The 26048-nt window shown below is 30.5% G+C and carries 23 protein-coding genes and 1 riboswitch; of the genes, 19 read left to right on the top strand and 4 right to left on the bottom strand.

Translation table 11 applies throughout. From position 1 onward, the window contains the following. Positions 1–14 precede the first annotated feature (14 nt). From spoVAD to holA, 5 genes are all read left to right on the top strand, one after another. Positions 15–1049, top strand: a complete 1035-nt coding sequence (gene spoVAD, locus P8F83_RS11330) for a stage V sporulation protein AD (RefSeq protein ID WP_315109667.1) — start codon at positions 15–17, stop codon at positions 1047–1049. After that, positions 1050–1409, top strand: coding sequence for a stage V sporulation protein AE (spoVAE, locus tag P8F83_RS11325; protein ID WP_315109666.1), 360 nt, complete (start codon positions 1050–1052; stop codon positions 1407–1409). It abuts the gene before it with no gap. 94 nt (positions 1410–1503) lie between these two features. After that, entirely contained in the window at positions 1504–3849 is a 2346-nt protein-coding gene (locus P8F83_RS11320; RefSeq protein WP_326514672.1) for a P-type ATPase actuator domain-containing protein, read from the top strand. 49 nt (positions 3850–3898) lie between these two features. Continuing rightward, positions 3899–5575 (top strand): ComEC/Rec2 family competence protein, encoded by a 1677-nt coding sequence (locus tag P8F83_RS11315; protein WP_326514671.1) that lies wholly within the window; start codon positions 3899–3901, stop codon positions 5573–5575. Between the two features lie 21 nt (positions 5576–5596). Continuing rightward, a complete protein-coding gene (holA, locus tag P8F83_RS11310) occupies positions 5597–6631 on the top strand; it encodes a DNA polymerase III subunit delta (RefSeq protein WP_326514670.1) in 1035 nt (344 codons plus the stop codon). Positions 6632–6921: 290 nt separating this feature from the next. Here holA and rpsT read toward each other — a convergent pair whose 3' ends face one another. Next, the gene (gene rpsT / locus P8F83_RS11305) at positions 6922–7185 is read right to left on the bottom strand and encodes a 30S ribosomal protein S20 (RefSeq protein ID WP_021800992.1); all 264 of its coding nucleotides are present in this window, start codon (positions 7183–7185) and stop codon (positions 6922–6924) included. A 214-nt stretch (positions 7186–7399) separates the two neighbouring features. On the opposite strand from rpsT, the gene gpr reads away from it, so the two are divergent. The 9 genes from gpr to dnaJ all read left to right on the top strand — a co-directional run bounded on the left by gpr (position 7400) and on the right by dnaJ (position 18155). After that, the gene (gpr, locus tag P8F83_RS11300) at positions 7400–8380 is read left to right on the top strand and encodes a GPR endopeptidase (protein WP_021800993.1); all 981 of its coding nucleotides are present in this window, start codon (positions 7400–7402) and stop codon (positions 8378–8380) included. 108 nt (positions 8381–8488) lie between these two features. Beyond that, positions 8489–9544, top strand: coding sequence for a stage II sporulation protein P (locus P8F83_RS11295; protein WP_326514669.1), 1056 nt, complete (start codon positions 8489–8491; stop codon positions 9542–9544). A gap of 60 nt (positions 9545–9604) precedes the next feature. After that, entirely contained in the window at positions 9605–9943 is a 339-nt protein-coding gene (locus tag P8F83_RS11290) for a hypothetical protein (RefSeq protein ID WP_326514668.1), read from the top strand. Between the two features lie 205 nt (positions 9944–10148). Beyond that, positions 10149–11954, top strand: coding sequence for a translation elongation factor 4 (gene lepA, locus P8F83_RS11285; protein ID WP_073018749.1), 1806 nt, complete (start codon positions 10149–10151; stop codon positions 11952–11954). Positions 11955–12013: 59 nt separating this feature from the next. Then, a complete protein-coding gene (hemW, locus tag P8F83_RS11280; protein ID WP_326514667.1) occupies positions 12014–13141 on the top strand; it encodes a radical SAM family heme chaperone HemW in 1128 nt (375 codons plus the stop codon). A gap of 199 nt (positions 13142–13340) precedes the next feature. Beyond that, a complete protein-coding gene (gene hrcA, locus P8F83_RS11275) occupies positions 13341–14372 on the top strand; it encodes a heat-inducible transcriptional repressor HrcA (RefSeq protein WP_073018753.1) in 1032 nt (343 codons plus the stop codon). Positions 14373–14398: 26 nt separating this feature from the next. Beyond that, a complete protein-coding gene (gene grpE / locus P8F83_RS11270; RefSeq protein ID WP_326514666.1) occupies positions 14399–15037 on the top strand; it encodes a nucleotide exchange factor GrpE in 639 nt (212 codons plus the stop codon). Between the two features lie 29 nt (positions 15038–15066). After that, positions 15067–16908 (top strand): molecular chaperone DnaK, encoded by a 1842-nt coding sequence (gene dnaK, locus P8F83_RS11265; protein WP_073018758.1) that lies wholly within the window; start codon positions 15067–15069, stop codon positions 16906–16908. A gap of 92 nt (positions 16909–17000) precedes the next feature. Beyond that, positions 17001–18155 carry a molecular chaperone DnaJ gene (gene dnaJ / locus P8F83_RS11260; RefSeq protein WP_326514665.1) on the top strand — a complete coding sequence of 385 codons (1155 nt, stop codon included), beginning with the start codon at positions 17001–17003 and terminating at the stop codon, positions 18153–18155. 101 nt (positions 18156–18256) lie between these two features. Here dnaJ and P8F83_RS11255 read toward each other — a convergent pair whose 3' ends face one another. Then, a complete protein-coding gene (locus tag P8F83_RS11255; protein WP_326514664.1) occupies positions 18257–18805 on the bottom strand; it encodes an NADPH-dependent FMN reductase in 549 nt (182 codons plus the stop codon). 213 nt (positions 18806–19018) lie between these two features. Here P8F83_RS11255 and yaaA point away from each other — a divergent pair, with 213 nt between their 5' ends. Then, positions 19019–19780, top strand: coding sequence for a peroxide stress protein YaaA (gene yaaA, locus P8F83_RS11250; RefSeq protein WP_326514663.1), 762 nt, complete (start codon positions 19019–19021; stop codon positions 19778–19780). 42 nt (positions 19781–19822) lie between these two features. Next, positions 19823–19922: riboswitch (purine riboswitch) on the top strand. A gap of 80 nt (positions 19923–20002) precedes the next feature. Then, the gene (locus tag P8F83_RS11245; RefSeq protein ID WP_326514662.1) at positions 20003–21409 is read left to right on the top strand and encodes an NCS2 family permease; all 1407 of its coding nucleotides are present in this window, start codon (positions 20003–20005) and stop codon (positions 21407–21409) included. Positions 21410–21462: 53 nt separating this feature from the next. Here the strand turns inward: P8F83_RS11245 and P8F83_RS11240 are convergent, their stop codons facing one another. Then, positions 21463–22773 carry a DUF4179 domain-containing protein gene (locus P8F83_RS11240; protein ID WP_326514661.1) on the bottom strand — a complete coding sequence of 437 codons (1311 nt, stop codon included), beginning with the start codon at positions 22771–22773 and terminating at the stop codon, positions 21463–21465. Next, positions 22763–23290, bottom strand: a complete 528-nt coding sequence (locus P8F83_RS11235) for a sigma-70 family RNA polymerase sigma factor (protein ID WP_326514660.1) — start codon at positions 23288–23290, stop codon at positions 22763–22765. The genes P8F83_RS11240 and P8F83_RS11235 overlap by 11 nt, the downstream gene beginning before the upstream one ends. Positions 23291–23520: 230 nt before the next feature. Between P8F83_RS11235 and tpx the strand changes: the two genes are divergently transcribed. From tpx to prmA, 3 genes are all read left to right on the top strand, one after another. Beyond that, positions 23521–24015, top strand: coding sequence for a thiol peroxidase (tpx, locus tag P8F83_RS11230; protein WP_073018771.1), 495 nt, complete (start codon positions 23521–23523; stop codon positions 24013–24015). Positions 24016–24172: 157 nt separating this feature from the next. Next, positions 24173–24994, top strand: a complete 822-nt coding sequence (locus P8F83_RS11225; protein WP_326514659.1) for a CPBP family intramembrane glutamic endopeptidase — start codon at positions 24173–24175, stop codon at positions 24992–24994. A gap of 101 nt (positions 24995–25095) precedes the next feature. After that, entirely contained in the window at positions 25096–26037 is a 942-nt protein-coding gene (gene prmA, locus P8F83_RS11220) for a 50S ribosomal protein L11 methyltransferase (RefSeq protein WP_326514840.1), read from the top strand. The last annotated feature ends 11 nt before the right edge of the window (positions 26038–26048 follow it).

Raw genomic sequence — 26048 nt, 5'->3', positions numbered from 1 at the left:
TTGGAGGATTATTTATGTATTTACATGACAAAAGAAGAGGGGAACAAACAGTTGAGTTCACAAATCCACCTAGAATAATTGCTACAACTTCGGTGGTAGGACCTAAGGAAGGTCAGGGGCCACTTATGAATTATTTCGATATTATTTTAGAGGATGATATAAATGGAAAGGATAGTTTTGAAAAAGCAGAAAGCTCTATGATGTACACTGCAATAACAGAAACTATAAAAAAAGCTAAACTTAAAGAAGAGGATATACACTACTTATTTGCTGGAGACCTATTAAATCAGCTTACTTCTTCAAGTTTTGTAGCTAGAGATTTGAATATACCTTTTTATGGGCTTTTTGGAGCATGCTCTACTATGACAGAGTCCTTATCTTTAGCCTCTCTACTTATGGATGGAGGGTTTGGTGATTATATTGTTGCAAGTACATCATCACATTTTTCAGCGGCTGAAAGGCAATTTAGATTTCCATTAGAGTATGGTTCTCAGAGAAAAGAAACTGCTCAGTGGACAGTTACAGGATCAGGTGCTATGCTTCTTGCAAAAGAGGGGAATTTCCCTAAGGTTACTCACGTAACTACAGGTATAGTAAAAGATTATGGAATATTAAATGCAGACAATATGGGAGCAGCTATGGCTCCAGCAGCAGTAGATACAATATACAGACATTTTAAGGATTTAAATAGAAGGCCAGATGATTATGATTTAATTGTTACAGGAGATCTAGGTAAAGTAGGGAGAGAACTTACTCAAAAGCTTCTTTTAGAATATGGATATGACGTAAGTAAATGTTATATAGATTGTGGTGAAATTATTTTTGATAATGAAAAACAGAAAACCAATTCAGGTGGAAGCGGATGTGGCTGTTCAGCAGTGGTGTCTTGTGGATACTTATATAAGAGGATGATGGCAGGAGAATTACATAGAATATTTTTAGTTTCAACTGGTGCTTTAATGAGTCCAACTTCTTCACTTCAAGGAGAGAGTATACCGGGAATAGCACATGGAGTAGTAATTGAATTTAATAAAGAAGGAGATAAATAAATGGGTGATTATATAAGTTCATTTATAGTAGGAGGAATTTTTTGTGTAATAGCACAAATACTTATGGATAAAACCAAACTTACTCCTGGTCGTATATTAGTCATTTATGTAACAGTAGGTGCAATATTAACATACTTTAATATATATCAAAAGATAGTAGACATAGGGCATGCAGGAGCTACTGTACCATTACCTGGCTTTGGTTATTCCTTAGCTAAGTCTACAATAAAGGAAGTAACAGAAAAAGGTCTTATAGGTGCTTTTACTGGAGGAATTAAAGGAACTGCAGGTGGCATAGAAGCTGCTATATTTTTTGGATATGTAATGGCACTAATATTTGATCCTAAAACAAAATCCTAAAGCTGGGGCTTTAGGATTTCTTTGTTTTATGCGATAATATATATTATTGATTTATATTAGCAAGAATTGTGAATTCTTTAGAGGAGATATTAGTGTGATTAATTGGTATTTAAACACTTGGAGTAAAGTTGTTGAATTTTTAGAAAGTAATAGTGAAGAAGGTTTATCCAAAAATGAAATAGATGAAAGAAGAAAAAAATGGGGAGAAAATAAAATAAGGATTCTTTATGATACAAAAGTTCTTAATACTTCTTTAAAGTATTTTTTGAATCGTTGGTTTTTGTTGCCTTTAACTTTGTTTATATATGGGATGTATATAGGCAGATATTTCTCTTCTATAATACTTATAATAGTTCCGTTAGTTGTTGCATATTTTAAAATAAACAAACTACAGTTAAAGAAAAAAGAACTTAAGGCACTTTCAGACATTAGTTATGGACAGGTGGTTGTAATAAGGGATGGATTTCCTTCAAGAATTAATTCAGAAGAATTGGTTATAGGAGACATTGTTGATATTAGACCAGGGGTGACGGTTCCAGCCGATATAAGATTAATAAAATCTGAAAATCTTAAGGTTAATGAAAAAAGTTTAACTGGGGAAGATTTTATATCTGATAAGTATGAAAGTAAGTTAGATTATGAGGTTTCAAATTTAGCAGAAATAAAAAACGTAATATTTAAAGGTACAGTAACTGTTTCTGGAAGAGCAAAAGGAATAGTTGTATCTACAGGAAACTATACTCAACTTGGTAGAATTATGAACATGCTTACATCAACTAATATTAGAAAAGAAACCATTGATGAGAAAGCAGAGTTTTATTGGAACAAAACTTTATCATATAGTTTTTTAGTAGGAGTAGTTTTATCCTTAACAGGAGTAATTATAAAAGGAGTAAACTATGAATTTATATATAATGTACTTTTAAGTTCATTATCTTTTGGTGGAATAATTATTTTTCTATTATTCTTTAGACATATAAAGAAGATAACCTTACAGAATGACATACATATATTAAATCATTCTTGGTTTGATGAGGTTAATGAGATAGAGATTCTATTTATAGATAAAACAGGGTCCATATCTAAAAATGAAATGCATGCAAAAAAGATATACACCGATGAAGAACTTTATGACATAGAGGACATTCATAAAGAAAATCTAAATTTTAATAGAATGATGGAGATAGGCCTTATAGCAAATAATGCAACCTATAATACTTCTGAAGATAAAGGGACAGGGGATATACGTGAAATTGCATTGTTAAAACTTGCAGCTATAAAGAAGGTGTATAAAGGGAGTATTGATTCACAAAATAGAAGAATATTCGATATGCCTATGGACTTTAATAAAAGAATATACACATCTGTAAATAAGATGCCTAAAGGATATAGAGCTAATGTAACAGGTAATTTAGATGAACTTTTAGATTATTGTACTTTTATAATGAAAGATGGCATAGAAGTAGAACTTTCAGATGAAGATAAAACAATAATAAGAGAAAGAGACTACGAGTTATCTAAAGATGGATTAGTAACTATGGGAATAGGTTATAGAAGTTTTAACTATGAACCATCGGCTAAGGAAAATATAGAAAGTAACATGGTTTTTGTAGGAATTATTGGTCTTGAAAATCCTATTGTAGACGGCATAGAGAAGATTATTACTAGACTTAGGAAGGAGAAAATTCTTCCTATATTAATAACAGAAGACAATAAGATTGCAGCAACTACTGTAGCTAAAAAAGTAGGAATCATAGATGATGATTCAGAAGTTATTTCAGGAATTGAACTTCTTAATGCTACAAAAGAAGAGAAGATAGATGTACTTTCTAAAACTAGAGTATTCTCTAAAATTGCACCTGAACTTAAGAACTTTATTTTTACAATATTTAAAGAGGATAACTACAAGATCTCTTCAACAGGAGAGGAGATAGTTGATTTACCTTTACTTACATTATCAAACCTGTCAATAGCGAAAGGGAAGGCTTCTTCTTTAGTAAAGAAGGTGGCTGATTTATATATAAAAGAAGATTGTTTAGAAAAGTTAATATATTTAAAAAACTTAAGTAGAACTATTAATCTATTAGTAGATAGAGGAGTAGGGTTATATTGGATATTTATATTATCCCAAGGAATATCATTAAGTTTAGGATATATAATGTTTAATAGAATTTTATTAGATGAGTTTAGTTTGCTAATATTAAATGTATTAATATTGCCTTTTATAGTATTTTATTCAATAGTAAAAAATGAGATTAGAGAATTAACACAAGAATCAATAGCAGTTAGAATAAGTATAGTTGTTTTTGTACTTTTAGTTAGCAGTTTTGTTATTGGAGATATGGAGTATAACTCTGTTATATTAGCACTTGTTTCAGCTGCAGCTATGTTTTTAGTCTCTTTGGAATATACTATTCCTAAAATTTTAAGTAGAAAGTGAATTAACAGCACCTCCCAGGGTAAGAATTCAATAGGGAGGTGCTATTTTTATGAAAAATGAACAAATATTATTAAAGAAACCTCTAGTAATTATATTTTTATCTATTTTATTAGGAAGTATTTTATATTATTTAGGATTTAATGTGTATAGCTTGATTTTAGTTGGGTTATTTCTTTTAAGTTTATATGTTTTTGGAGGAAGAAAAGAGATTTTACTTTTCTCATTTTTTATAGTAATGAGTTTAGGAACAAATCATTTATATTATAAAGTTCAAACTAAAGATATTAGTAATTTTAAGGTAAGGATAAGAGAAAGTTATTACAATGAATATCTAGCTACCTATAAGGGCAGAAAAATATATGTTAAAGGAAACAAACTTAAGTTAGATAAGGGAAGAGAGTATGTTATAAATGGTTATTTTAAACTAGAAGTTGATAAAGATAAAGGAATAGTTGGTACTCTTGAAGGAAAGTATGTTTATGGAGAAAAAGAAGATGTAGTAACTAAGTTATATGAATATAGAGAATATTTATATAACAGAATGAAGTCGGTTTTAAGCGAAGAAAATGCGGCTCTTGTTTCTGCGACCTCCTTTGGATATGTGGATGGACTTACTTCAGAGCAAAAAGACTATATGAAGTATTATGGACTAATACACATAATTTCAGTATCAGGTTTTCATATGGCCCTTATATATAAGATTTTAAACAAGCTCTTTGACTATAGAATAACATTATTGATTTGTGTGGTTTATGCAGTTTTTACAGGAGCTTCAGCAGCGACTTTAAGATCTCTTTTTATGATTATTATATTAAAGCTTGGAGAAGCATTATATAAAAAGTATGACGCCTTATCAGCTCTTTGTTTTTCTGGTATAATTCTTTGTTTAATAAGTCCATATAATGCCTTAGATTTAGGATTTCAGCTATCATATTTAGCAACCTTAGGGATAGTACTATTTAATAATAAACTAGATAGATGTTTTTATAAATTTCCTAAATATCTGAGAGAAGCGATGGCTATAAGTATATCTCCGCAGATTTTAACGTATCCAATTTTAGGAGTAACCATAGGATATTTTTCTTTAAATGTAGTAATAAGTAATATAATATTGATGCCCTTTTTTACACTTATAGTTATACTTGGAAATTTTCTTCTTTTATTAAGTGTTTGGGATAAACTATTTATAGTAACTTTAAAAGTTTGCGAGTTCATAAGTGTAATAATAGATGGACTAATAAATTTATTAAACCATGTTTCTATTCCTCTTATTCCATTAGAGCGAGAAGTAATGTTTTATTATATAATATGTTTTGGAAGCTTTATATTTGTTAAAAAAGGGATAAATGCCTTTAGAAAACTTCCTATAGTTTTTTTTATTCCTGTTGCTATAAGTATTTACTCTCCTTTTCCAAAGATAGATATTGATAAAAATAAGGAAATAAGAGTAAGCTATAGAGGAGAAATTTCTAAATATATAGTGGAAGATAATAAGATAAAAGAAAAGGATGCCTTAACTGGTATAAACAAAAGATACATAGATAAAATACCCTTAGCCAAAGGAGAAAGTTATATAATATTATCAAAAGGACTGCTTGGAATAAAGACTCCATCTAAAGAAATATATTGCTTTTCAATAAATCAAAATAATCCTAACTATGATATAATACAATTGAATAACAATGAGAGATTTTTAGTAGTTAAGAATAAAATTATAAGATTTTGATAGTTAAGGAGATATATAGAGTTGATAAAACTTCAAGAGTTAGAGAAACAGATAAAAGATGGCAAACTTAATAATTCTTATTTATTAGCTGGAACAGATGAAGCTTTAATGAAGAGTTTAATAGATAATATTACTGATAAAGTTCTTCCAAAGGATTTAAGAGATTTAAATTATATAAAACTAGATGGATTTAAAGTGAGTTATGAAGATATAGTTAATGCTTGTGAAACTCTGCCTTTTATGAGTGAAGTAAAGGTAGTTGTAATTTATAGAGCAAACTTCTTTAAAAGTCAGAAAGAGTTTTCTGAAAGTGAGTTTAAAAAGGTATTAGATTACTATAACAATACACCTTCTCACATAGTATTACTTTCTTATGTACTTTTAGATGACAAAAGAGATAAACCTCTTAAGCATAAAGGGATTTTAAATATAGATAAAAAAGCTACTGTAGTACATATAGATAGACAAAAAGAAGATAGATTAATAAGGGAAGCTGAAAATATATTTAAAACTTATAATAAAGAAATAGGAAAAGTAGAACTTAGATATTTTATAAATAAAGTTGAGAAAAACTTTGAAATAATAAGAAATGAAATAGGGAAGTTAGTCAACTACACAGAAGGTAGAGAAATAAAAAGAGAAGACATAGATGCACTTATTCCTAGTAAAAGTGAAGAAGATATATTCGATTTAATAGACTTTATTTCAGATAAGAAACCTGAAAAAGCAATAGTTCTTATGAATGACTTAGTTTTTAAAGGTGAGAACTTAAACAAACTGCTTACACTTATAGAAGGTCAGTTTAAGAAATTATATGAAATTAAGTTTCAAGCAGAGAAAAACTTAAATCCTCAAGTTATTGCAGGTAACTTAAAGTTACATCCTTTTGTAGTTGAGAAACTAATAAAACAAGGAAAGAAGTTCTCTTTTAGACAACTTGAAGATTGTATGAGACTTTGTGTTGATACAGAAAAAAGAATGAAGAGTTTATCTACGAATGTACTTACTGAGATGGAATTTCTACTTATATCTACAGTTAGAACTTCATCAAGATAGTAGTTTATAGTTGTCATTACTAGTTAATGGCAACTTTTTTAACTCTACAATGTAGAGTTAGAGTTTCTCAAACTTAGTTAAAGTTCTTCTAAGTTTATACAAGTAGTGTGACTTTTTACAATCTTTAATAGAGTTTTTAGAAAGTTATACAGACTTTAACAAAGTTTGAGAGAGTTTTAATAAGTTATAGATTTAACTTACTGAGTTTGTCAAAGTAACTGGATACTTTAACAAAAAAGCTTCATAAAAGTAAATTAACCGACCCAAACTAATTGGATCGGTTTATAAAATTAAGCCATAGCGTTTAATTTTGCAGCTAATCTTGATTTTTTTCTAGCAGCCATGTTTTTATGTACTACTCCTTTTGAAGTAGCCATATCTAAAGCTTTAACTGCACCAGCAAAAGTAACTTTTGCTTCATCAGCGTTGCTAGCAGCAACAGCAACTTCGAATTTCTTTATAGCTGTTTTTAAAGCTGATTTAATCATTCTATTTCTTAAAGTTTTAGTTTCAGCAACTTTAATTCTCTTTTGAGCTGATTTAATGTTTGCCATTCCTTTTCACCCCCTTCATTTTATTAGGGCCTCAGCACAGTTTTGGGGAAATCTGCGTTCGAGTTCACATTCAACAAACCATATTATAGCATTGAATATTTTTTTATTCAAGAAAAAAATTAAAATGCCACTAAAAATTATATGTAATATGAAATAATTTATCAATATATTGGGAAAATATAATATTACAATATATTTCTAGGAGGGTGTTTTAATGTTTAATGTACGTACGGATTTAGCTATTGAAGCTAGAGAGATTTATGCTAAAGAACATAAAAATAAAAGTGAAATAGATGGAGTAATAGTAAAGGAAGAAAATAAAAATAGAGTTAAGGTTACTAAGGTTGAGGTAACTAGTGAATCAGGAGCACAAAAGATAGGTAAACCAGTAGGTAACTATATAACAATAGATATGCCAGAGCTTACAAGTTATGATGGTGAAGTGATAGATGATATTTCAGAAGTTTTAGCAGATAACATCTCTGAGTTAGTAGATACTTCTAAAAGTAGTAGCACATTAGTAGTAGGACTAGGAAACTGGAATGTTACTCCAGACTCTTTAGGACCTAAGGTTGCAGAAAAAATAATGATAACCAGACATTTAAAAACTATGATGCCTGACTCTATAGATGATGCTGTAAGATCAGTTTGTGCTATAGCTCCAGGAGTTTTAGGGACAACAGGAATTGAAACTGGAGAAATAATTAAATCCTTAGTAGATAAGATAAAACCATCTTTAGTTATTTGTATAGATGCATTAGCGTCAAGAAGACTTGAGAGGGTAAATAGAACTATACAACTTGGGGATACAGGAATCGCTCCAGGTGCTGGAGTTGGTAATCATAGAATGCAGATAAATAAAGAAAACTTAGGAGTGCCGGTTTTAGCTATAGGAGTACCTACAGTTGTTGATGCAGCAACTATAGCTAATGATACTATAGACTTACTTCTTGATGAAATGATAGAAAACTCAGATAAAGGTGGAGAGTTTTATAGTATGCTTAAAACTATAGATAAAAAAGAAAAAAGCAAACTTATTAAAGAGGTTTTGAATCCATATGTAGGAAGTTTGATGGTTACACCTAAAGATGTTGATACTATTATAGAAGCGGTGTCTAGAATAATATCAAATGGAATAAACTTAGCGCTTCAACCAGACTTAGAAATTGAAGATATAAACAAGTTTATGAATTAATACAATATTGAATATATAAATAAATAGTAAAGTAATAAAAAATTAATAATAATTATGTAAATTCTCCCATATAAATTTATAGAGATAAAATTTAAGGGGGAATTTACTTTGGTATATAGAAAATTTGCTAATAAAAAAGGTAATAATATAGATATAAAAAAAATAGTATTAATTTTTTTGGCGGGAATTTTTTTAATTAGATTTGGATATGTTGCTCTTTCTACAAAGAAAGATAACTCTAAAGCATACATTTCACTACTTAATAAAGGATTGCCCTATGCAGAGGCTGTTAATTCTACTGACACTACAAATAACCTTTCTATAAAGGATATGCTTATAGAAACAGTTGGATTAAGTAAACTAAGTTTATTTAGTCTTATAAAATCTGAAGTACCTTATTTTAATAACATTTCCACTCAAATAATAAGTCATGAAGATAATTCTATAGCAACCCTAAATCCTTTTGAATTGGATAATAATAGCCTTATAAAGTATACTCCAGAAGAGGCGCCAGATCCAAACGCTGTTGCATCAAAAGCTTATGAACCTAGTTTAAAACAAACTTTAGATATAAACAAACCGAGAGTATTAATTTATCACTCTCATACTATGGAATATTATAATCCTGCAACTAAGGAAACAGCCAATGAAAATGATAGTGTTGTTGGAGTGGGAAATGCTTTAGCGAAAGAGTTAGAACAAAACTATGGAATAGCAACATTACATGATAAAACTAACCACTCTGTATCCTATGATGACAGCTATAAAAGATCAGGAGAAACGCTACAAAAGTATTTAAATCAGTATAAAAACTTTGATATAATCATAGATCTTCATAGAGATGCGGTAAGTGGCAAGGTACTCACAGCAAATATAAATGGAGAGGAGCTTGCGCCAATAATGTTTGTAACAGCAAAAAATAATCCTCATTATGCAGAAAATCAAGCTTTAACTGATAAACTAAATGGGTTATCAAGAAATCTATTTCCTGGACTTAGTAGAGGTATAACAACTTATACAAGAGGTAAAGACTCTTTTAACCAAAGCAAAAATCCTAATGTTATCTTAATAGAAGTTGGATTTAATACTAATACAAACACTCAAGCTCAAGCCAGTGCAAAATATATAGCTAGACTAATAGCAGAAGCCCTAAAGAAAAGCTAGAAGTATAAAATTGGAAAAAGTGAGCATCCTTATAGATAATATACCTAGGGGGTGCCTTTTTTGAAGAAATTAAAAATTTTAATACCTTTAGTAGTTTTTTTAGTTGTTACTTTTACAGGGGTAGTTAAGATAAATATGATTAATACTAAAGCATTAAGTGAAAGAACAACCGAAACTCAAGGAATGGACCTACAAAAAATAAAAGATGAGTTTGGAGAAGAGTTTTCTAGCTTCATTGTAGATAGCTCAAACATTAAAATACATCAAAGTAATGATAATAAATACTTACTTGAAGTTAATGGAGATGACTATGAAGTTAGTGGAATCTTTAAGATTTTTAATAAAGTACAGAATTCAATTGAGTACTTAAACAATCAAATAAGAAACTTATTTATGTAGAAGTTTATTTTCGAGCTTCATTAGATTCTTAAAAAAGCCTACAAAAAGCTTAAGAACATAGCAACATTGGCAAATTTTATTGACAGTTTGAAGGTTGTTTGTGTTATAATTTATCAGAACCTAAATTAAGTTCTATTTATGATTTATTTTTACACGGGGGTGAGTACTATTCTGAGAATTTTAATTCTTAAGAATAGATGATGATATGAATAAGAATAGAAGGCAGTACATTAGAAACTTTTCAATAGTTGCACACATAGACCACGGTAAGTCTACACTTGCAGACAGACTCTTAGAGCAAACCGGAACCTTGACTCAAAGAGAGATGGAAGAGCAAGTTTTAGATAACATGGAACTTGAGAAAGAAAGAGGAATAACAATAAAATCTCAAGCAGCTAGATTGATTTATAAAAGAGACAATGGTGAAGAATATATTTTAAATTTAATAGATACTCCAGGACATGTAGACTTTAACTACGAAGTATCTAGAAGTTTAGCAGCTTGCGAAGGTGCTATTTTAGTTGTAGATGCTACTCAAGGAATACAAGCTCAAACTTTAGCAAACTGTTATTTAGCATTAGATAATAACCTGGAGATAGTTCCAGTAATAAACAAGGTAGATCTTCCAAGTGCTAGACCAGAGGAGATAAAAACAGAAATTGAAGATATAATAGGTATAGAAGCTCATGATGCACCTTTGATTTCTGCAAAAACAGGATTAAACATAAAAGATGTTTTAGAAGCTGTAGTTGAGAAAGTACCTGCTCCAGAAGGAGATGAAGAAGCACCTTTAAGAGCACTTATATTTGATTCATATTATGATAGTTACAAAGGTGTTGTTTCTTACGTAAGAGTAAAAGACGGTATAGTTAAACCTGGAACTGAAATAAAATTAATGTCTACAAACAAGGTTTATGAAGTAACTGAGGTTGGAGTATTTACACCAGCATTTTTACCTATAGATCAATTAAGCGCTGGAGATGTTGGATACATAACTGCATCTATAAAGAATGTTAGAGATGCTAGAGTTGGTGATACCATAACAGAAAAAGGAAGAGAAACTAAAGAAGCACTTGCAGGTTATAAACCAGCAGTTCCTATGGTTTTCTCAGGTATATATCCTGTAGATGGTGCAAAGTATGGTGAACTTAGAGAAGCTTTAGAAAAATTGCAGATAAATGATGCTGCATTAAACTTTGAACCTGAAACTTCTATAGCATTAGGTTTTGGATTTAGATGTGGTTTCCTTGGATTATTACATATGGAGATAATTCAAGAAAGAATAGAAAGAGAGTTTAACTTAGATATCATAACTACAGCTCCATCAGTTATATATAAGGTTTATAAAACAGATGGAACAATGATAGAGTTAACAAACCCTACTAATCTTCCTCCAATGACAGAGATAGATTATATGGAAGAACCTATGGTTAAGGCATCTATAATAACTCCGACAGACTATACAGGAGCAGTTATGGAGCTTTGCCAAGAGAAGAGAGGAAGCTTTATAGATATGGAGTATCTTGAAGCTACTAGAGTAGTTATTCATTATGATATTCCACTAAATGAAATTGTTTATGACTTCTTTGATACTTTAAAATCAAGAACTAAAGGATATGCATCTTTAGACTACGAGTTAACTGGATATATACAAACTGAGTTAGTTAAGTTAGACATACTTCTAAATGGAGAGTCAGTAGATGCACTTTCAATGATAGTACCTAAGGAAAGATCATATGCTAGAGGAAAAGCTATAACAGAGAAACTTAAAGAAATAATACCAAGACAGATGTTTGAGATACCTATACAGGCATCAGTAGGTTCTAAAATCATAGCAAGAGAAACAGTTAAAGCTATGAGAAAAGATGTATTAGCTAAATGTTATGGTGGAGATATATCAAGAAAGAAGAAACTTTTAGAAAAGCAAAAAGAGGGAAAGAAGAGAATGAGACAGGTTGGATCTGTAGAAGTTCCACAAGAAGCATTTATGGCAGTTTTAAAAGTAGATTAGTTAATAAAGGGGATTGCAATTTAAATTGTGATGCCCTTTATTTAGTTAAGGAGGATTTTATGAAAAAAATATCATTATACATACATATACCTTTTTGTAAGCAAAAGTGTAAGTACTGTGACTTCTCATCTTATAGTGGGAAAGAAGATGTGATGAGTAAGTATGTAGATGCTTTAAATATAGAAATCAATAACACTTCAAAGGACTATAGTTTTAAGACTATATTTATAGGTGGTGGAACTCCGAGTTATCTACCTTATGAGGAGTTAGAGAAACTACTTAAGAATGTAAGTAGTTTAAACTTAGAGGAAGATGTAGAGTTTACAGTTGAGTGTAATCCAGGAACTTTAACTAGAGACAAGTTAGAACTTATGAAGAAGTACAAAGTTAACCGACTTAGCTTAGGTCTGCAGAGTTCAAATGAAAGTTTGCTTAAAAGTTTAGGAAGAATTCATAGTTTTACAGAGTTTAAAGAAAACTACGACTTAGTTAGACAAGTTGGGTTTAAAAACGTAAATGTTGATTTAATGTTTGGTTTACCTAGTCAAACTCTGAAAGACTTTGAAGAAACTCTAAGTTCAGTAGTTGAACTTAGTCCAGAACATATATCAGCTTATTCTTTAATAGTAGAAGAAGGTACTCCATTTTACAAACTATATGAAAAAGGAAAACTTAAGCTACCATCTGAGGAAGAAGAAAGAGCCATGTATGAGTATGCAGTAGAGTATCTGGATTCTAAAGAATATAAACAATATGAAATATCTAATTTCTCAAAAGATGATAAAGAATGCAAACATAACTTAGTTTATTGGGAACTTGGAGAATATCTAGGTTGTGGTGTAGCTGCTGCATCTTTGTTAAACGAAACTAGAACTAAAAATTATGATAAGATTGAAGATTATATTTTGTCAGTAGAAAAAAAATCAAACGGTATTGAGGAAACTAATCATTTATCAAAAGAAGAACTTATGGAAGAGTTTATGTTTTTGGGACTTAGAAAAACATCAGGAGTAAGTGAAAAAGATTTTTTTGAAAGATTTAATGTATCTATGGAAAGCATTTATAAAGATGTAATTAATAATCACGTAAAAAAAGGATTATTAAATAAAGATAATGGGAAAATATATTTAAATAAAGAAGGCATTCAACTAAGTAATTACGTTATGAGTGATTTTTTGTTAAGTTAATAATTAGGAAAATATAAACAGTAGTAATATAGAGAAAATAGCAGAATTTTTAAGTAATATATAGATTATTTCTCTAAATTGAGTCATAGCATAGTTAATTAATATTTCTGTTTATTGACAAAAAAACTTATAAATAATATATTAAATACGTAGTCGTTAGCACTCGATGATAGTGAGTGCTAATAAAAGAGGTGATACTATGGCAATAGATGAAAGAAAAATTAAGATTCTACAAGCCATAATTAGTGATTTTATAAACACAGGAGAGCCAGTAGGATCTAGAACTTTAGCTAAGAAATACGAATTGGGAATAAGTTCTGCAACAATTAGAAATGAAATGGCAGACTTAGAGGAGTTAGGCTACTTGGAACAACCTCATACATCTGCCGGAAGAGTACCCTCTAGTAAAGGCTATAGACTTTATGTGGATAAACTTATGTCTTACGAGAAACTAAGTTTAGACGAAGAATTAATGATTAAAAAGTATATTATTGATACTGCTTTATTTGAGGTGGATAGTATATTAAAGCAAGTCTCTTCACTTTTATCTGAACTAACTAGATTAACTTGTGTGGTTAAAGCCCCATCAGTTAGAAAAAGTTCAATGAAATCTGCACAATTAATACCTATAGATATAATAAATATTCTATGTGTAATTGTTACTGATAGTGGAGTAGTTAAAAATAGGCTACTTAAGATAAATAAACCTTTAAGTATAGAGACGGTAACAAAAATAAATAATATACTGAATGATAGGCTTGTTAATTTGAGTATAGAAGAAATAAACCTTGAAGTCATAAACAGGCTTACTCATGAATTAAAAGGGTTTGATGAAATATTAAATGGAGTTTTAGCTCTTTTATATGAAACATTAAAATCATCGGATTCTTCTGAGGTATTTATGGAAGGAACCACCAATATATTCAATTACTCTGAATATAACGATATTGATAGAGCTAAAGAGATTTTACAGCTTCTTTATAACAAAGATACTGTAAATCAATTAATAAGCACAGATCATGGAATATCAATAAAGATAGGTGATGAGAATTTCTTACCTCAAGCAAAAGACTGTAGTATTATTTCTGCTGAATACATTTTAGGAGAAACAGCTCTTGGAACAGTTGGATTAATTGGACCTAAGAGAATAAACTATTCTAAAGTTATTTCTATAATGGCAGAGGTAATGAAGGAGCTTAATAATGTTCTTAACAATCAGAGCTTAAAATAATACTAGAGAGAAGGGGTGTAAGGATTTTGGAAAAAGAGAATATTAACACTGAAGATTTAAAAAATGAAAACTTAGAAGGAGAGCAGATTACTGAAACAGAAGATACTTCTAAAGACGTAGAAGAAAATGTTGAAGAAACTGCTGAAGAAGCAGAAGTTTTAGGAGATAAAGAATTTGAAGAAGTAATCTCTATTGAAGATGTGCTTAAAGGAAAAAATTCTAAATTAAAAGAAGAAAATACAAAACTTAATAACGAAGTTGAGGCATTAAAGGAAAGACTAGTAAGATTAAGTGCTGAGTATGAAAACTTTAGAAAAAGATCTCAAAAAGAAAAAGAAGGTATATACACTGATGCATGTTACGATGTAATAAAAGAAGTGCTTCCTACTCTTGATAACTTAGAGAGAGCAGTGGCAGTTGATGGATCAGTTGATGACCTTAAAAAAGGAATAGAAATGACTATAAGAGGCTTCAAAGGTTCTCTTGAGAAGTTAGGCGTTGAAGAAATAGATGCTTCAGGAGATTTTGATCCTAATCTTCATCAAGCTGTAATGCATGATCAAGATGAAAATTTTGGACCTAACAAGGTATCAGAAGTATTCCAAAAAGGATACAAAAAAGGTGAAAAAGTAATAAGATATTCAATGGTTAAAGTTGTAAACTAATTTAACTGAATTTAAGGAGGAAATTTAACATGGCAAAAGTAATAGGAATTGACTTAGGAACTACAAACTCATGCGTAGCAGTAATGGAAGGTGGAGATCCAGTTGTTATTGCAAACGCAGAAGGTGCAAGAACAACTCCTTCAGTAGTATCTTTTCAAGCAAATGGAGATAGATTAGTAGGTCAAGTAGCAAAGAGACAATCAATAACAAATCCAGATAAAACAATAATATCAATAAAGAGACATATGGGAACTAGCCATAAAACTAACATAGATGGCAAGGACTATACCCCACAAGAAATTTCAGCTATGGTTTTACAAAAAATTAAAGCTGATGCAGAAAGTTATTTAGGAGAAACTGTAACTCAAGCAGTTATAACTGTTCCAGCTTACTTTAATGACTCTCAAAGACAAGCAACAAAAGATGCTGGAAAAATAGCAGGATTAGAAGTATTAAGAATAATAAATGAACCAACAGCAGCAGCGCTTGCTTATGGTTTAGATAAAATGGATACTAACCAAAAAATATTTGTATATGACTTAGGTGGCGGTACTTTCGACGTATCTATACTTGAACTTGGAGATGGAGTTTTCGAAGTTAAAGCTACTAATGGAGATACAAAACTAGGTGGAGATGACTTCGACCAAAAGATTATAGACTTTATAGCTGAAAGCTTTAGAGCTGAAAATGGTATAGATTTAAGAAACGATAAGATGGCTCTTCAAAGATTAAAAGAAGCTGCTGAAAAAGCTAAGATAGAATTATCTTCATCAACTCAAACAATAATAAACTTACCATTTATCACAGCTGATGCTACAGGTCCAAAGCACATAGATTTAACATTAACTAGAGCTAAATTCAATGAATTAACTCATGACTTAGTTCAAAGAACTATAGAACCAATGAGAAAGGCTTTAAATGATGCAGGTCTTAGCATAGGAGAAATAGATAAGGTATTACTTGTTGGAGGATCTACAAGAATACCAGCTGTTCAAGAAGCTGTTAAAAACTTTACTGGAAAAGATCCATCAAAGGGAGTTAACCCAGATGAATGTGTTGCTGTAGGAGCAGCTATTCAAGGTGGAGTATTAACAGGAGATGTTAAGGATGTATTATTACTAGACGTTACACCTTTAACTTTAGGAATAGAAACATTAGGTGGAGTTGCTACACCATTAATAGAAAGAAATACAACTATACCAACTAGAAAGAGCCAAGTGTTCTCAACAGCAGCTGATAGCCAAACTAGCGTTGAAATTCACGTAGTTCAAGGAGAAAGACAAATGGCGCCTGACAATAAAACTTTAGGTAGATTTACACTATCTGGAATAGCTCCAGCACCAAGAGGAATTCCTCAAATCGAAGTTACTTTTGATATAGATGCTAACGGAATCGTTAAGGTTTCTGCAACTGATAAAGGAACTGGTAAAGAAGCTAATATAACAATAACTGCATCAACTAACCTTTCAGATGATGAAATAGATAAGGCAGTAAAAGAAGCAGAAAAATTTGCAGAAGAAGATAAGAAGAGAAAAGATTCTATAGAAATAAAGAATAATGCAGAACAAGTAGTTTACCAAACAGAAAAAGCTTTAACTGATTTAGGAGATAAAGTATCAGCTGAAGATAAGAGCAAGATACAAGCTAAATTAGAAGAAGTTAAGAAAATCAAGGATGGAGAAGACTTAGAAGCTATAAAGAAAGCTACAGATGAGTTAACTCAAGAATTCTATGCTGTTTCTTCAAAAATTTATCAAGATGCTAATGCTCAAGGACAAGGATTTGACCCAAATAACATGGGAGCAAACCAAGGAGCAGCTCAAGATGATAATGTTGTAGATGCTGATTTTAAGGTAGAAGACGATAAATAGTTGAAACCATAGTGATAAATAGCATATAATATTTTGATAGGGAAGGGAGAACTACTCTTCCCTTTTAATTAAGTTTAATAGGTGGTGGATTTATGGCGTCAAAGGATTTGTATGAAGTTTTAGGTCTTCAAAAAGGGGCCTCAGATGATGAAATTAAAAAAGCCTTTAGAAAGCTAGCAATTCAATATCACCCTGACAAAAATCAAGGAAATGCAGAAGCCGAGGAGAAATTTAAGGAAATAAATGAAGCATATCAAGTTTTAAGTGATCCTCAGAAAAAGGCTCAATATGATCAGTTTGGTACAACTGACGGATCAGGTGGATTTGGTCAAGGTGGTTTTGATTTCTCTGATATGGGAGGCTTTGGAGATATATTTGAAAGCTTCTTTGGAGGAGGCTTTGGGGGCGGTGGTGGCTCAAGAAGAAATGCCCCAAGGGAAGGTTCGGATCTTGAATATACTCTTCACTTAAGTTTTGAAGAGGCTATATTTGGAGTAGAAAAAGAAATTTCAATAACAAGAACAGAAAATTGTGAGACTTGTCATGGAACAGGAGCAAAAGCTGGAACTTCACCTAAGACTTGTTCTAAGTGTGGAGGCTCTGGTCAAGTAAGAGTTGAGAGAAGAACTCCACTAGGAAACTTTGTTAGTTCTTCAACTTGTGATGTTTGTGGTGGAACAGGTAAAGTAGTAGAAGCACCTTGTGATACTTGCAGAGGTAAAGGAAGAGTAAGAAAAAATAGAAAGATTAAAGTTAATATTCCTGCTGGAGTTGATACAGGAAATGTTATGCCTTTAAGGGGACAAGGAGACCATGGTGTAAATGGAGGTCCTCCAGGAGATTTATATGTTAAGATATCAGTAGCTTCATCAAAGATTTATACAAGAAAAGGCTTTGATTTATATATTGATGAACATATCTCTATGGCAAAAGCAGCACTAGGAGTAGATATTAAAGTTCCTACAATTGATGGTGAGGTTAAATATAGCATACCGTCAGGAACTCAATCTGGAACATTATTTAGACTTAAAGGTAAGGGTGTTCAAAGGGTTAACTCATCAGCTCGTGGAGATCAATATGTTAAAGTTATAGTTGATATTCCAAAAGCTTTAAATGAAAAACAAAAAGAAGCATTAAGATTGTTTATGGAAGCTTCAGGGGAACTTCAAAATCAGGAAGTATCTCATGAAAAACATAAAGATTCAAAAAATAAAAAGAGTTTTATGGATAAAATATTCGGAGAATAAAAATAAAACCTAGTTTTATGGCTAGGTTTTTATTTTTTATAAAGTTTTACCATGATAGAAAAAGACTGCGAAGTATAAGAGTGCTGCACAGTCTTTTTAAGTTAGAATTTTTCGGAAAACTTTACAAAAGCAGATACAAAGGATTTAAGAAATTCTTTAGTGCCTTCATTTGATAGATTGCCGCTTTCATCTAATAATGCCATAACATTTCCTATATAAGCTTCTGGTTGTTGTAATGTATAAACATCTAAAAAAGTAAGTACTTGTCTTAAATGATGGTTAGCACCAAACCCTGAAATTGCACCAAGTGAAACACTCACAATTCCTGCTGGTTTACCTCCCCATACACTTTTGCCATATGGTCTTGAAGCAACATCAAGAGCATTTTTTAAAACTGCAGGGATAGAACGATTATATTCTGGAGTAAAGAATAGGAAACCATCAGAAGAAGCAACCTCTTCTCTAAGTTTTATCCAGGATGTTGGTGGATTATCCTCAAGATCTTGATTAAACATATCAACATTACTTATATCTATAAATTTAACTTCATAATCTTCTGGAAATACTGATGATACATAATTAGCTATAGATTTATTAAAGGAATCTTTTCTAAGACTACCTACAATTATACCGATTGTTTTTTTACTCATAAATAAATACCTCCTAAAATGCTTTATATTATGCTTTAATTATAAAATTACTGAGAATGATTGTCAATAATTGTTAATACATTAACTATTGGTTGTGTAAAATTAAATTTAGCAGAAGTTTAATTTGTAGAAATTTTTAATAATTGAAATTAAACTATCTATTTGTTTTAATAGATTTATAGATAAAGAATAAAAAGAATGAGAGGACAAAATATGATATATATAGTTTCACCAGCAAAATCATTAAATTTTAGTGATAAATCAAATGTAGTTAGTGATAGAACTCCTAATTTCATAAATGAATCAGAAAAACTTATAAAAGAATTGAAAAAGTTTAGTCCAGAAGATATTTGTTCATTGATGAAAATTTCTGAGAAACTTGGAGAACTTAATTTTTATAGATTTCAGCAATATGAATTAAATCCTGTTAAAGAAGCTATATTTGCATTTCATGGAGATGTTTATAGGGGATTAGATATAAACTCTTTAAAAGATGAAGCCGTTTTGTATGGAGATAAACATTTAAGAATATTATCTGGTCTTTATGGGGTTTTAAAACCACTAGATAGAATTAAAGAACATAGACTAGAGATGGGAACAAAGCTTAAAAATAAATCAGGAAAAGATTTATATGAGTTTTGGGGTGATAAGATACTTGAGGTTTTAGATAATGAATTAAGTAAAGAAAAAACAAAAGTTCTAGTAAATCTAGCTTCAGAGGAATATTCAAAGGCAGCAAAGCTTGAGGAATTAAAGAAAAAGTATAAGGTTGTTACACCTGTATTTAAAGATTATAAAAATGGAAGATATAAGATAATAAGTATATATGCAAAAAGAGCTAGAGGTCTTATGACAAGGTATTTAATTGAAAATGAGATAGAAACTATTGAGGGGATTAAAGATTTTGAGTGCGAAGGCTATAAATATTCAGAAGAAAAATCTAACGAAGATTTTTTGGTTTTTATAAGAAATTAATCGCCAGTTGACATTGCGAAAGCCTTATTATATCATGGTTAAGTCAGTCAAAAAGTACAAGCCCATATATATCTGATAATACGGTTCAGATGTTTCTACGAAATTCCGTAAAAATTTCGCTATGGGTAAATCAATGGTGATGTTAAGTATTTACTGTACCAGTTTGGTTTACCTATTCCAAGCGGGTACTTTTTTATTGCATTACATATGAGGAGGCTTTTTATGAAAACTGAAAAAAACAATATTTTGGAAAAAATCTTTAAGTTAAAAGAAAACAGAACAGATGTAAAGACAGAAATATTAGGTGGAATTACAACCTTTGTAACTATAGCTTATGCTTTACTAGTTGTTCCTAATATTTTAAAACTTGGAGGAATGAACTCTTTAGGTTTAAAGGGTGATGAGGCAGCAGTTTTAACTATAGCAAACGACCCTGTAGTTGGTTCTGCATTTGCATCAGTATGTATTGCAGCAGCAGTAGGTACACTTATTATGGCTTTTTATGCTAATATGCCTTTTGTATTGGCTCCAGGTCTTGGATTAGTTAGTTTCTTTGCTTTTAATATTTGTTTGAAATTAGGATATACATGGCAGCAAGGATTAGCAGCTGTATCTATATCAGGGATATTATTTATAATCATAACCTTAACCTCTATAAGGGAAAAAATAGTTTATGCTATGCCACATAACTTGAAACTTGCTATAACAGCAGGTATAGGATTATTTATATCATTGATAGGTTTAAAAAGTGGAGGAATAGTAGTAGCTAATCCTGCAACTTTAGTAGCCTTTGGAGATTTTAAAAATAGTTCAGTTATACTTACAATAATAGGTTTAGTTATTATGGCTGTGTTAATGGCTAGAAACGTTAAAGGAGCCATGCTTATAGGAATTATAATAACTACTATAATAGGGATTCCGATGGGGATAACAAAGCTTAATGATGTGCATGTATTCTCATTACCACCAATAGGAAATACATTTTTAGCATTAGACTTTAAAGGACTATTATCTCATAATGGGGGCGGATTAATAGGAGCTATACTTACTATTTTTATGGTTGTAATAACTTTAAGTTTAGTTGACTTGTTTGATTCTTTGGGAACTCTAGTTGGAACTGCTCAAACTTCAGGAATGGTAGATGAAAATGGAGAAGCTAAGAATTTAAGAAAATCCCTATTTGCAGATGCAGTATCAACTACTATAGGTGGATTTTTAGGTACAACAACTTTAGCAACAGTTGTAGAATCAGCGGCAGGTATAGCAGCAGGAGCTAGAACTGGATTATCTAATGTAGTTGTGAGTATATTATTTATATGTTCATTATTCTTTAGCAGTCTTATAGGGGTAGTTCCTTCGAGTGCAACAGCGCCAGCTCTTATAATAGTTGGAGTACTTATGCTAAGTGCTGTTAAGGAAATAGACTTCTCAGACTTTACAGAAGCTGTACCAGCTTTCTTTACAATAGCTATGATGCCATTTACGTATTCAATAGCTAACGGAATAGCTGTAGGAATGATATTTTACCCACTAATGAAGGTGTTTACAGGTAAAAGAAAAGATGTTCATCCAATTATGTACATAATGGCATTCTTATTTATATTAAGATTTATATTAATGCCAGATTAATATAAGCAATAAAGGGGACAGTTAATGATTATTTTCATTAACTGTCCCTAATTTTATTTAACTGATAGTTCTAGTTGTTTATCATATTCAGGAATAATGTGGTTTGGATTAACAACTTTAAGTTTAAAATCATCTAAGTTAGAAATTTCATAGGTTAGGGTTCCTTCATCAGCTCTTAGTAAATTAGGATTAAAGCCATATTTTTGATTAACATAGGTATCATCATTATACTTTAATGAAACTATATTAGGATCAAAGCAAACACCATCGAATTTATATTTAATTTCTAAATTATTATTTTTATAAGAAGTTTCAAGAATATTTAAGACTAAGTCTTCAGATATTCTGATAGCATAAGGTTTAGGAAGATTTATTAAATCTTTTGCGGGGATTTCTTTAACTAACAAACTTGGAACATCATAATTGGTTTTATAAGGTATAATCCAGATTTTATCTGGTCTTTCTTTTATAGATGAAAAATAATCTTCACCTGTTGAGGATCCATCTATTGAGGCTGAGGATCCTCTATAATTAAACAGTGTTTCATTTTTATCAGTTTTTATTATATAATGGAGGAATTTAAAGTCTTTACTAGCATTATTTATAGTATAAATAGATTTTACAAAAAATTGTCCCAAAGAAATTTCATCAAAAGTAACATCGCCTTGTGAGGTTTCTAAAGTTTTATTTGTATCGGCATAATAAACCTTATCATATAATTTATCTTTAGGAAGGTTTAAAGATAAGTCCCATTTTCCATCAACACCATCAAAGTTTTTAATAGTATACTTTAGTTTTATATTATCATTTTCACTTATGTTTTTTATATCTAAAATATCTATTGTTGAAACCATGTCATAAGTATACCCATTATCTTTTGAGATTAAGGTTCCATAGTCCTCAGTTAATGGATCTTCAACTTTCTTACCATTTATATTTACATCTGAGTCCCATATACCAGGAAGTGAAGTAGGTTTATAGGGGGTAGTTACTTCATAACTTAGTATAATAGAATCACCACTTATAACTAGATTTTTAAAATTAAAAGTTACATCAGAGTCCTTTGCAGTTATATTTAAGCTATTAATATAATCATCACTGTTGTCTTTGTTAAAAATATTTAAAGATTTAAAAGAATCAAAAACGCTTGTAAGTTGAGCATAAACAGGGGATAAGAAGATAAATAAAAATATTAAAGCAAAAGAAGCTACCATAGGAAGTCTTCGAAATCTGTTTATCTTAGTTGGTTGTGATTTAGGTTCTAAGGAATCAAGAATACTGTCAGTAAAATCTATAAAGTCTTTAGGTGGTTCAACTTTTGAAGTTATATTTTTTATTCTTTTATCTAAATTATTATTTACCATTTACAAAACTCCCTTCTTTATTAGCATTCAAAATTAAATATAATTTATCTCTACCTCTGGATAACCTAGATTTAATAGTACCTTCTTTTATATTTGTGATTTTTGATATTTCACTTATTGATAAATCATTAAAATAGTAAAGAATAATTAAGATTTTTATATCATCATTTAAGGTGTTGATAGCTTCATATAAATCTAGATATTCATTAGGATCTTTATCATAGGTAATTTCATCAATCTCATTGTTTAAGAAAATAATTTTAGAGTTTTTTCTTAAAATGTCATTGCATTTGTTTATAAGTATTCGTATTATCCAAGTTTTAAATAGTTTTTCATTTTCTAAGGTGTTTATCTTCTGATAAGCCGTTAATATAGTTTCGCTTACAGCATCTTTTATGTCTTCTTCATTTTTAAAGAAACCCTTAGATATCTTATACAAATCAATTCTTATGTCCTTAATTAATTGAGAAAAGGCTTCTTTGTCACCTTTTTTAGCTCTTTTGACTAATAAAAACAATCTCATCCCTCCTTCTTTCAACCATTAGACGGATTGAAAAGGCTATCGGTTCCATTATAATACAATAAAAATAAAATACATATTGAAATTAACTAATAATAACTATTGACAAGTAAAAATTATTTGGTAAAATATAGTTGTATAGGAAAAGTAGTAAGTGTATATAATGAATATAGATAAAATTAATAATTAAATATAATAATATAGATAAAGTGAGAGGAGATAGGATTATGCAAGTGAATTTTAAAGGAAATCCAGTAACATTAGTAGGAAAAGAAGTTAAGGTAGGAGATACATTTAGAGACTTTGTTGTTTCAAAAAATGATTTATCTCCATTAACATTAAAAGATACAAAGGGAGTAAGAATTTTTTTAGCAGTTCCATCTGTAGATACATCTGTTTGTGACTTAGAGGTTAGAACCTTTAATGAAAAAGTATCTGAACTTAAAGGGGTCACAGTTTACACTGTATCAATGGACTTACCTTTTGCTCAAGCAAGATGGTGTGCAGCAGAAGGCATTGAAAATGTTGTAACTGTTTCTGACTATAAAGATAGAGCTTTTGGAGAAGCTACTGGAACATATGTTAAAGAGTTAGGGCTTTTAACTAGAGCGGCATTTGTAGTTGATTCAGATAATAAGGTAACGCATGTAGAATATTTAGGTGAAATAGCAGAACAACCTAAGTTCGAAGAAATAATAAATGCAGCTAAGGCAGCAAAATAATTAAATATGTTTATAAAGGGCTATGTAGTAAGGCGTTAGAAGATCCTTATTACATAGCCTTCTTTTTGTTTTTATGTGGTAAGATAGAATTGTTAATAAAATTCAAATTGACCATTTGTTAGATTCTAACATGGCTTTTAAAAGGTGAGGTAAAGAAATGAAGACGGATAAAAAGATAGTAGTACAATTTACGATTTTAACATTTTGCATAGCTTATATTGTAGCAGGCATATTGATTGTTCTTGGACAATTTGGATATTCGGTTCATAATTGGGTTAACTCGTTAGGGGAATTCGTAATGAATATTCCTTTTGCCATATATATTTTATCGCCTGCTATTGCATCATATATAGTTCTTAAGAAAAATAATAAAATAACAGGTCTTAAAGAATGGTTGAAAAATGTTTTTTACGTCAAGAATAAAATATCTCTCTATTTGTTCGTTATAGGAGGGCTTGCGCTTTATTTTTTGACTCATATGGTAGTCACAGGAACCACTAAAATGGTCCTTCCATTTTATATGATTTTTCTTTCTTTGCCTGGTAATCTTATTATTGGTGGCTTAGAGGAATCTGGCTGGATGTACGTATTGCAGCCTAGACTTGATAAAAAATATGGTTTTATTATATCTTCTATTTTGGCTGGGCTCATTTGGATTCCGTGGCATATCCCACTTTTCTTTATTCCAGGGACGAATCATGGAGATGGACTAATTAACTTTTGGATGTTTTCAGTTCAACTCATTGCGTTTCGTTTTTTCAACGGAGCAATCTACAAGATATCAGGAAAAGGCCGTGTGTTTATGTGTGTATTATTTCACACCATGTTTAACGCTGCATCACCGCTCTTCGGGGCCATGACTATGACTTGGGCAGGGACTATTGCTGCGAATTCTGTTATTGTTCTTGTGTCGATTATAACAGTTGTAATATACAACAAAAAGAGTAAACCAATAGTACAAAATAAGGTGATCAAGTAATATTTGATAGTCAATTGTTAATTCTAAAATGCCATAGACATAATTACTCTTTACGTGTAAAATATTATATTAGTCAATGGATGTAGAAAGGAATGAATTTAATGCAAGGAACTTGGATGGAAGTTAAGGTAATAACAAGAAGTGAGGCTCTTGAACCAGTATCAGCTATTTTTTACTCGTTAGATTGTAAGGGGGTAGCTATAGAGGATCCTAATGATATATTAGATAGAGAGCAAGGACCTTTAACTTGGGATTTTGCAGATTTAAATATATTAGAATATAAAGGAAAAGCAGCTTGTGTAAAAGGGTATTTTGCAGAAGAAGATAAGATAGAAGAAGTAGTTACTTATATTAAAAAGAAAGTTGAAGAACTAAAAGAAATGGGCTTCGATTTGGGAGATGCAGAAGTTATCTATACAAAGATGAAAGAAGAAGATTGGGCAAACAACTGGAAGCAGTACTATAAACCAACTAAGATAGGTAAAAAGATTGTAATTAAACCTATATGGGAAGACTATAAGGCTGAAGGCGAGGATTTAATAGTTGAACTAGACCCAGGTATGGCTTTTGGTACAGGAACTCATGAAACTACTAGAATGTGTGTTGAGGCATTAGAAAGATACACTAAAGAAGATACTGTAGTTTTTGATATAGGAACTGGTTCTGGAATTCTTGCAATAGTTGCAGCTAAACTCGGAGCTAAACATGTAGTTGGTGTTGACTTAGATCCAGTTGCAGTAGACTCTGCAAAAGAGAATTTAACATTTAATGATGTCAACAATATAGAAATACTAGAGGGTAATCTTTTAGATGTAGTAGATGGAAAAGCGGATTTAGTTGTTGCAAACATCATAGCAGAAATAATCTGTATTTTAACTCCAGATGTTAAAACGGCACTTAATAAAGATGGAATCTTTATAACATCAGGAATAATCCATGATAGAAGAGAAATGGTTATAGCGAACCTTGAAGAAAATGGGTTTGAAGTTATAGAAGTTAATAAAGATGGCGAGTGGAATTGTATAATAGCAAAGTTAAAATAAGGAGAGAAGAG

Source organism: Clostridium intestinale (assembly GCF_035905475.1).
In the GTDB taxonomy this organism is placed as follows: Bacteria; Bacillota; Clostridia; order Clostridiales; family Clostridiaceae; genus Clostridium_T; species Clostridium_T intestinale.
This window is presented reverse-complemented; position numbering and strand designations above follow the sequence as displayed.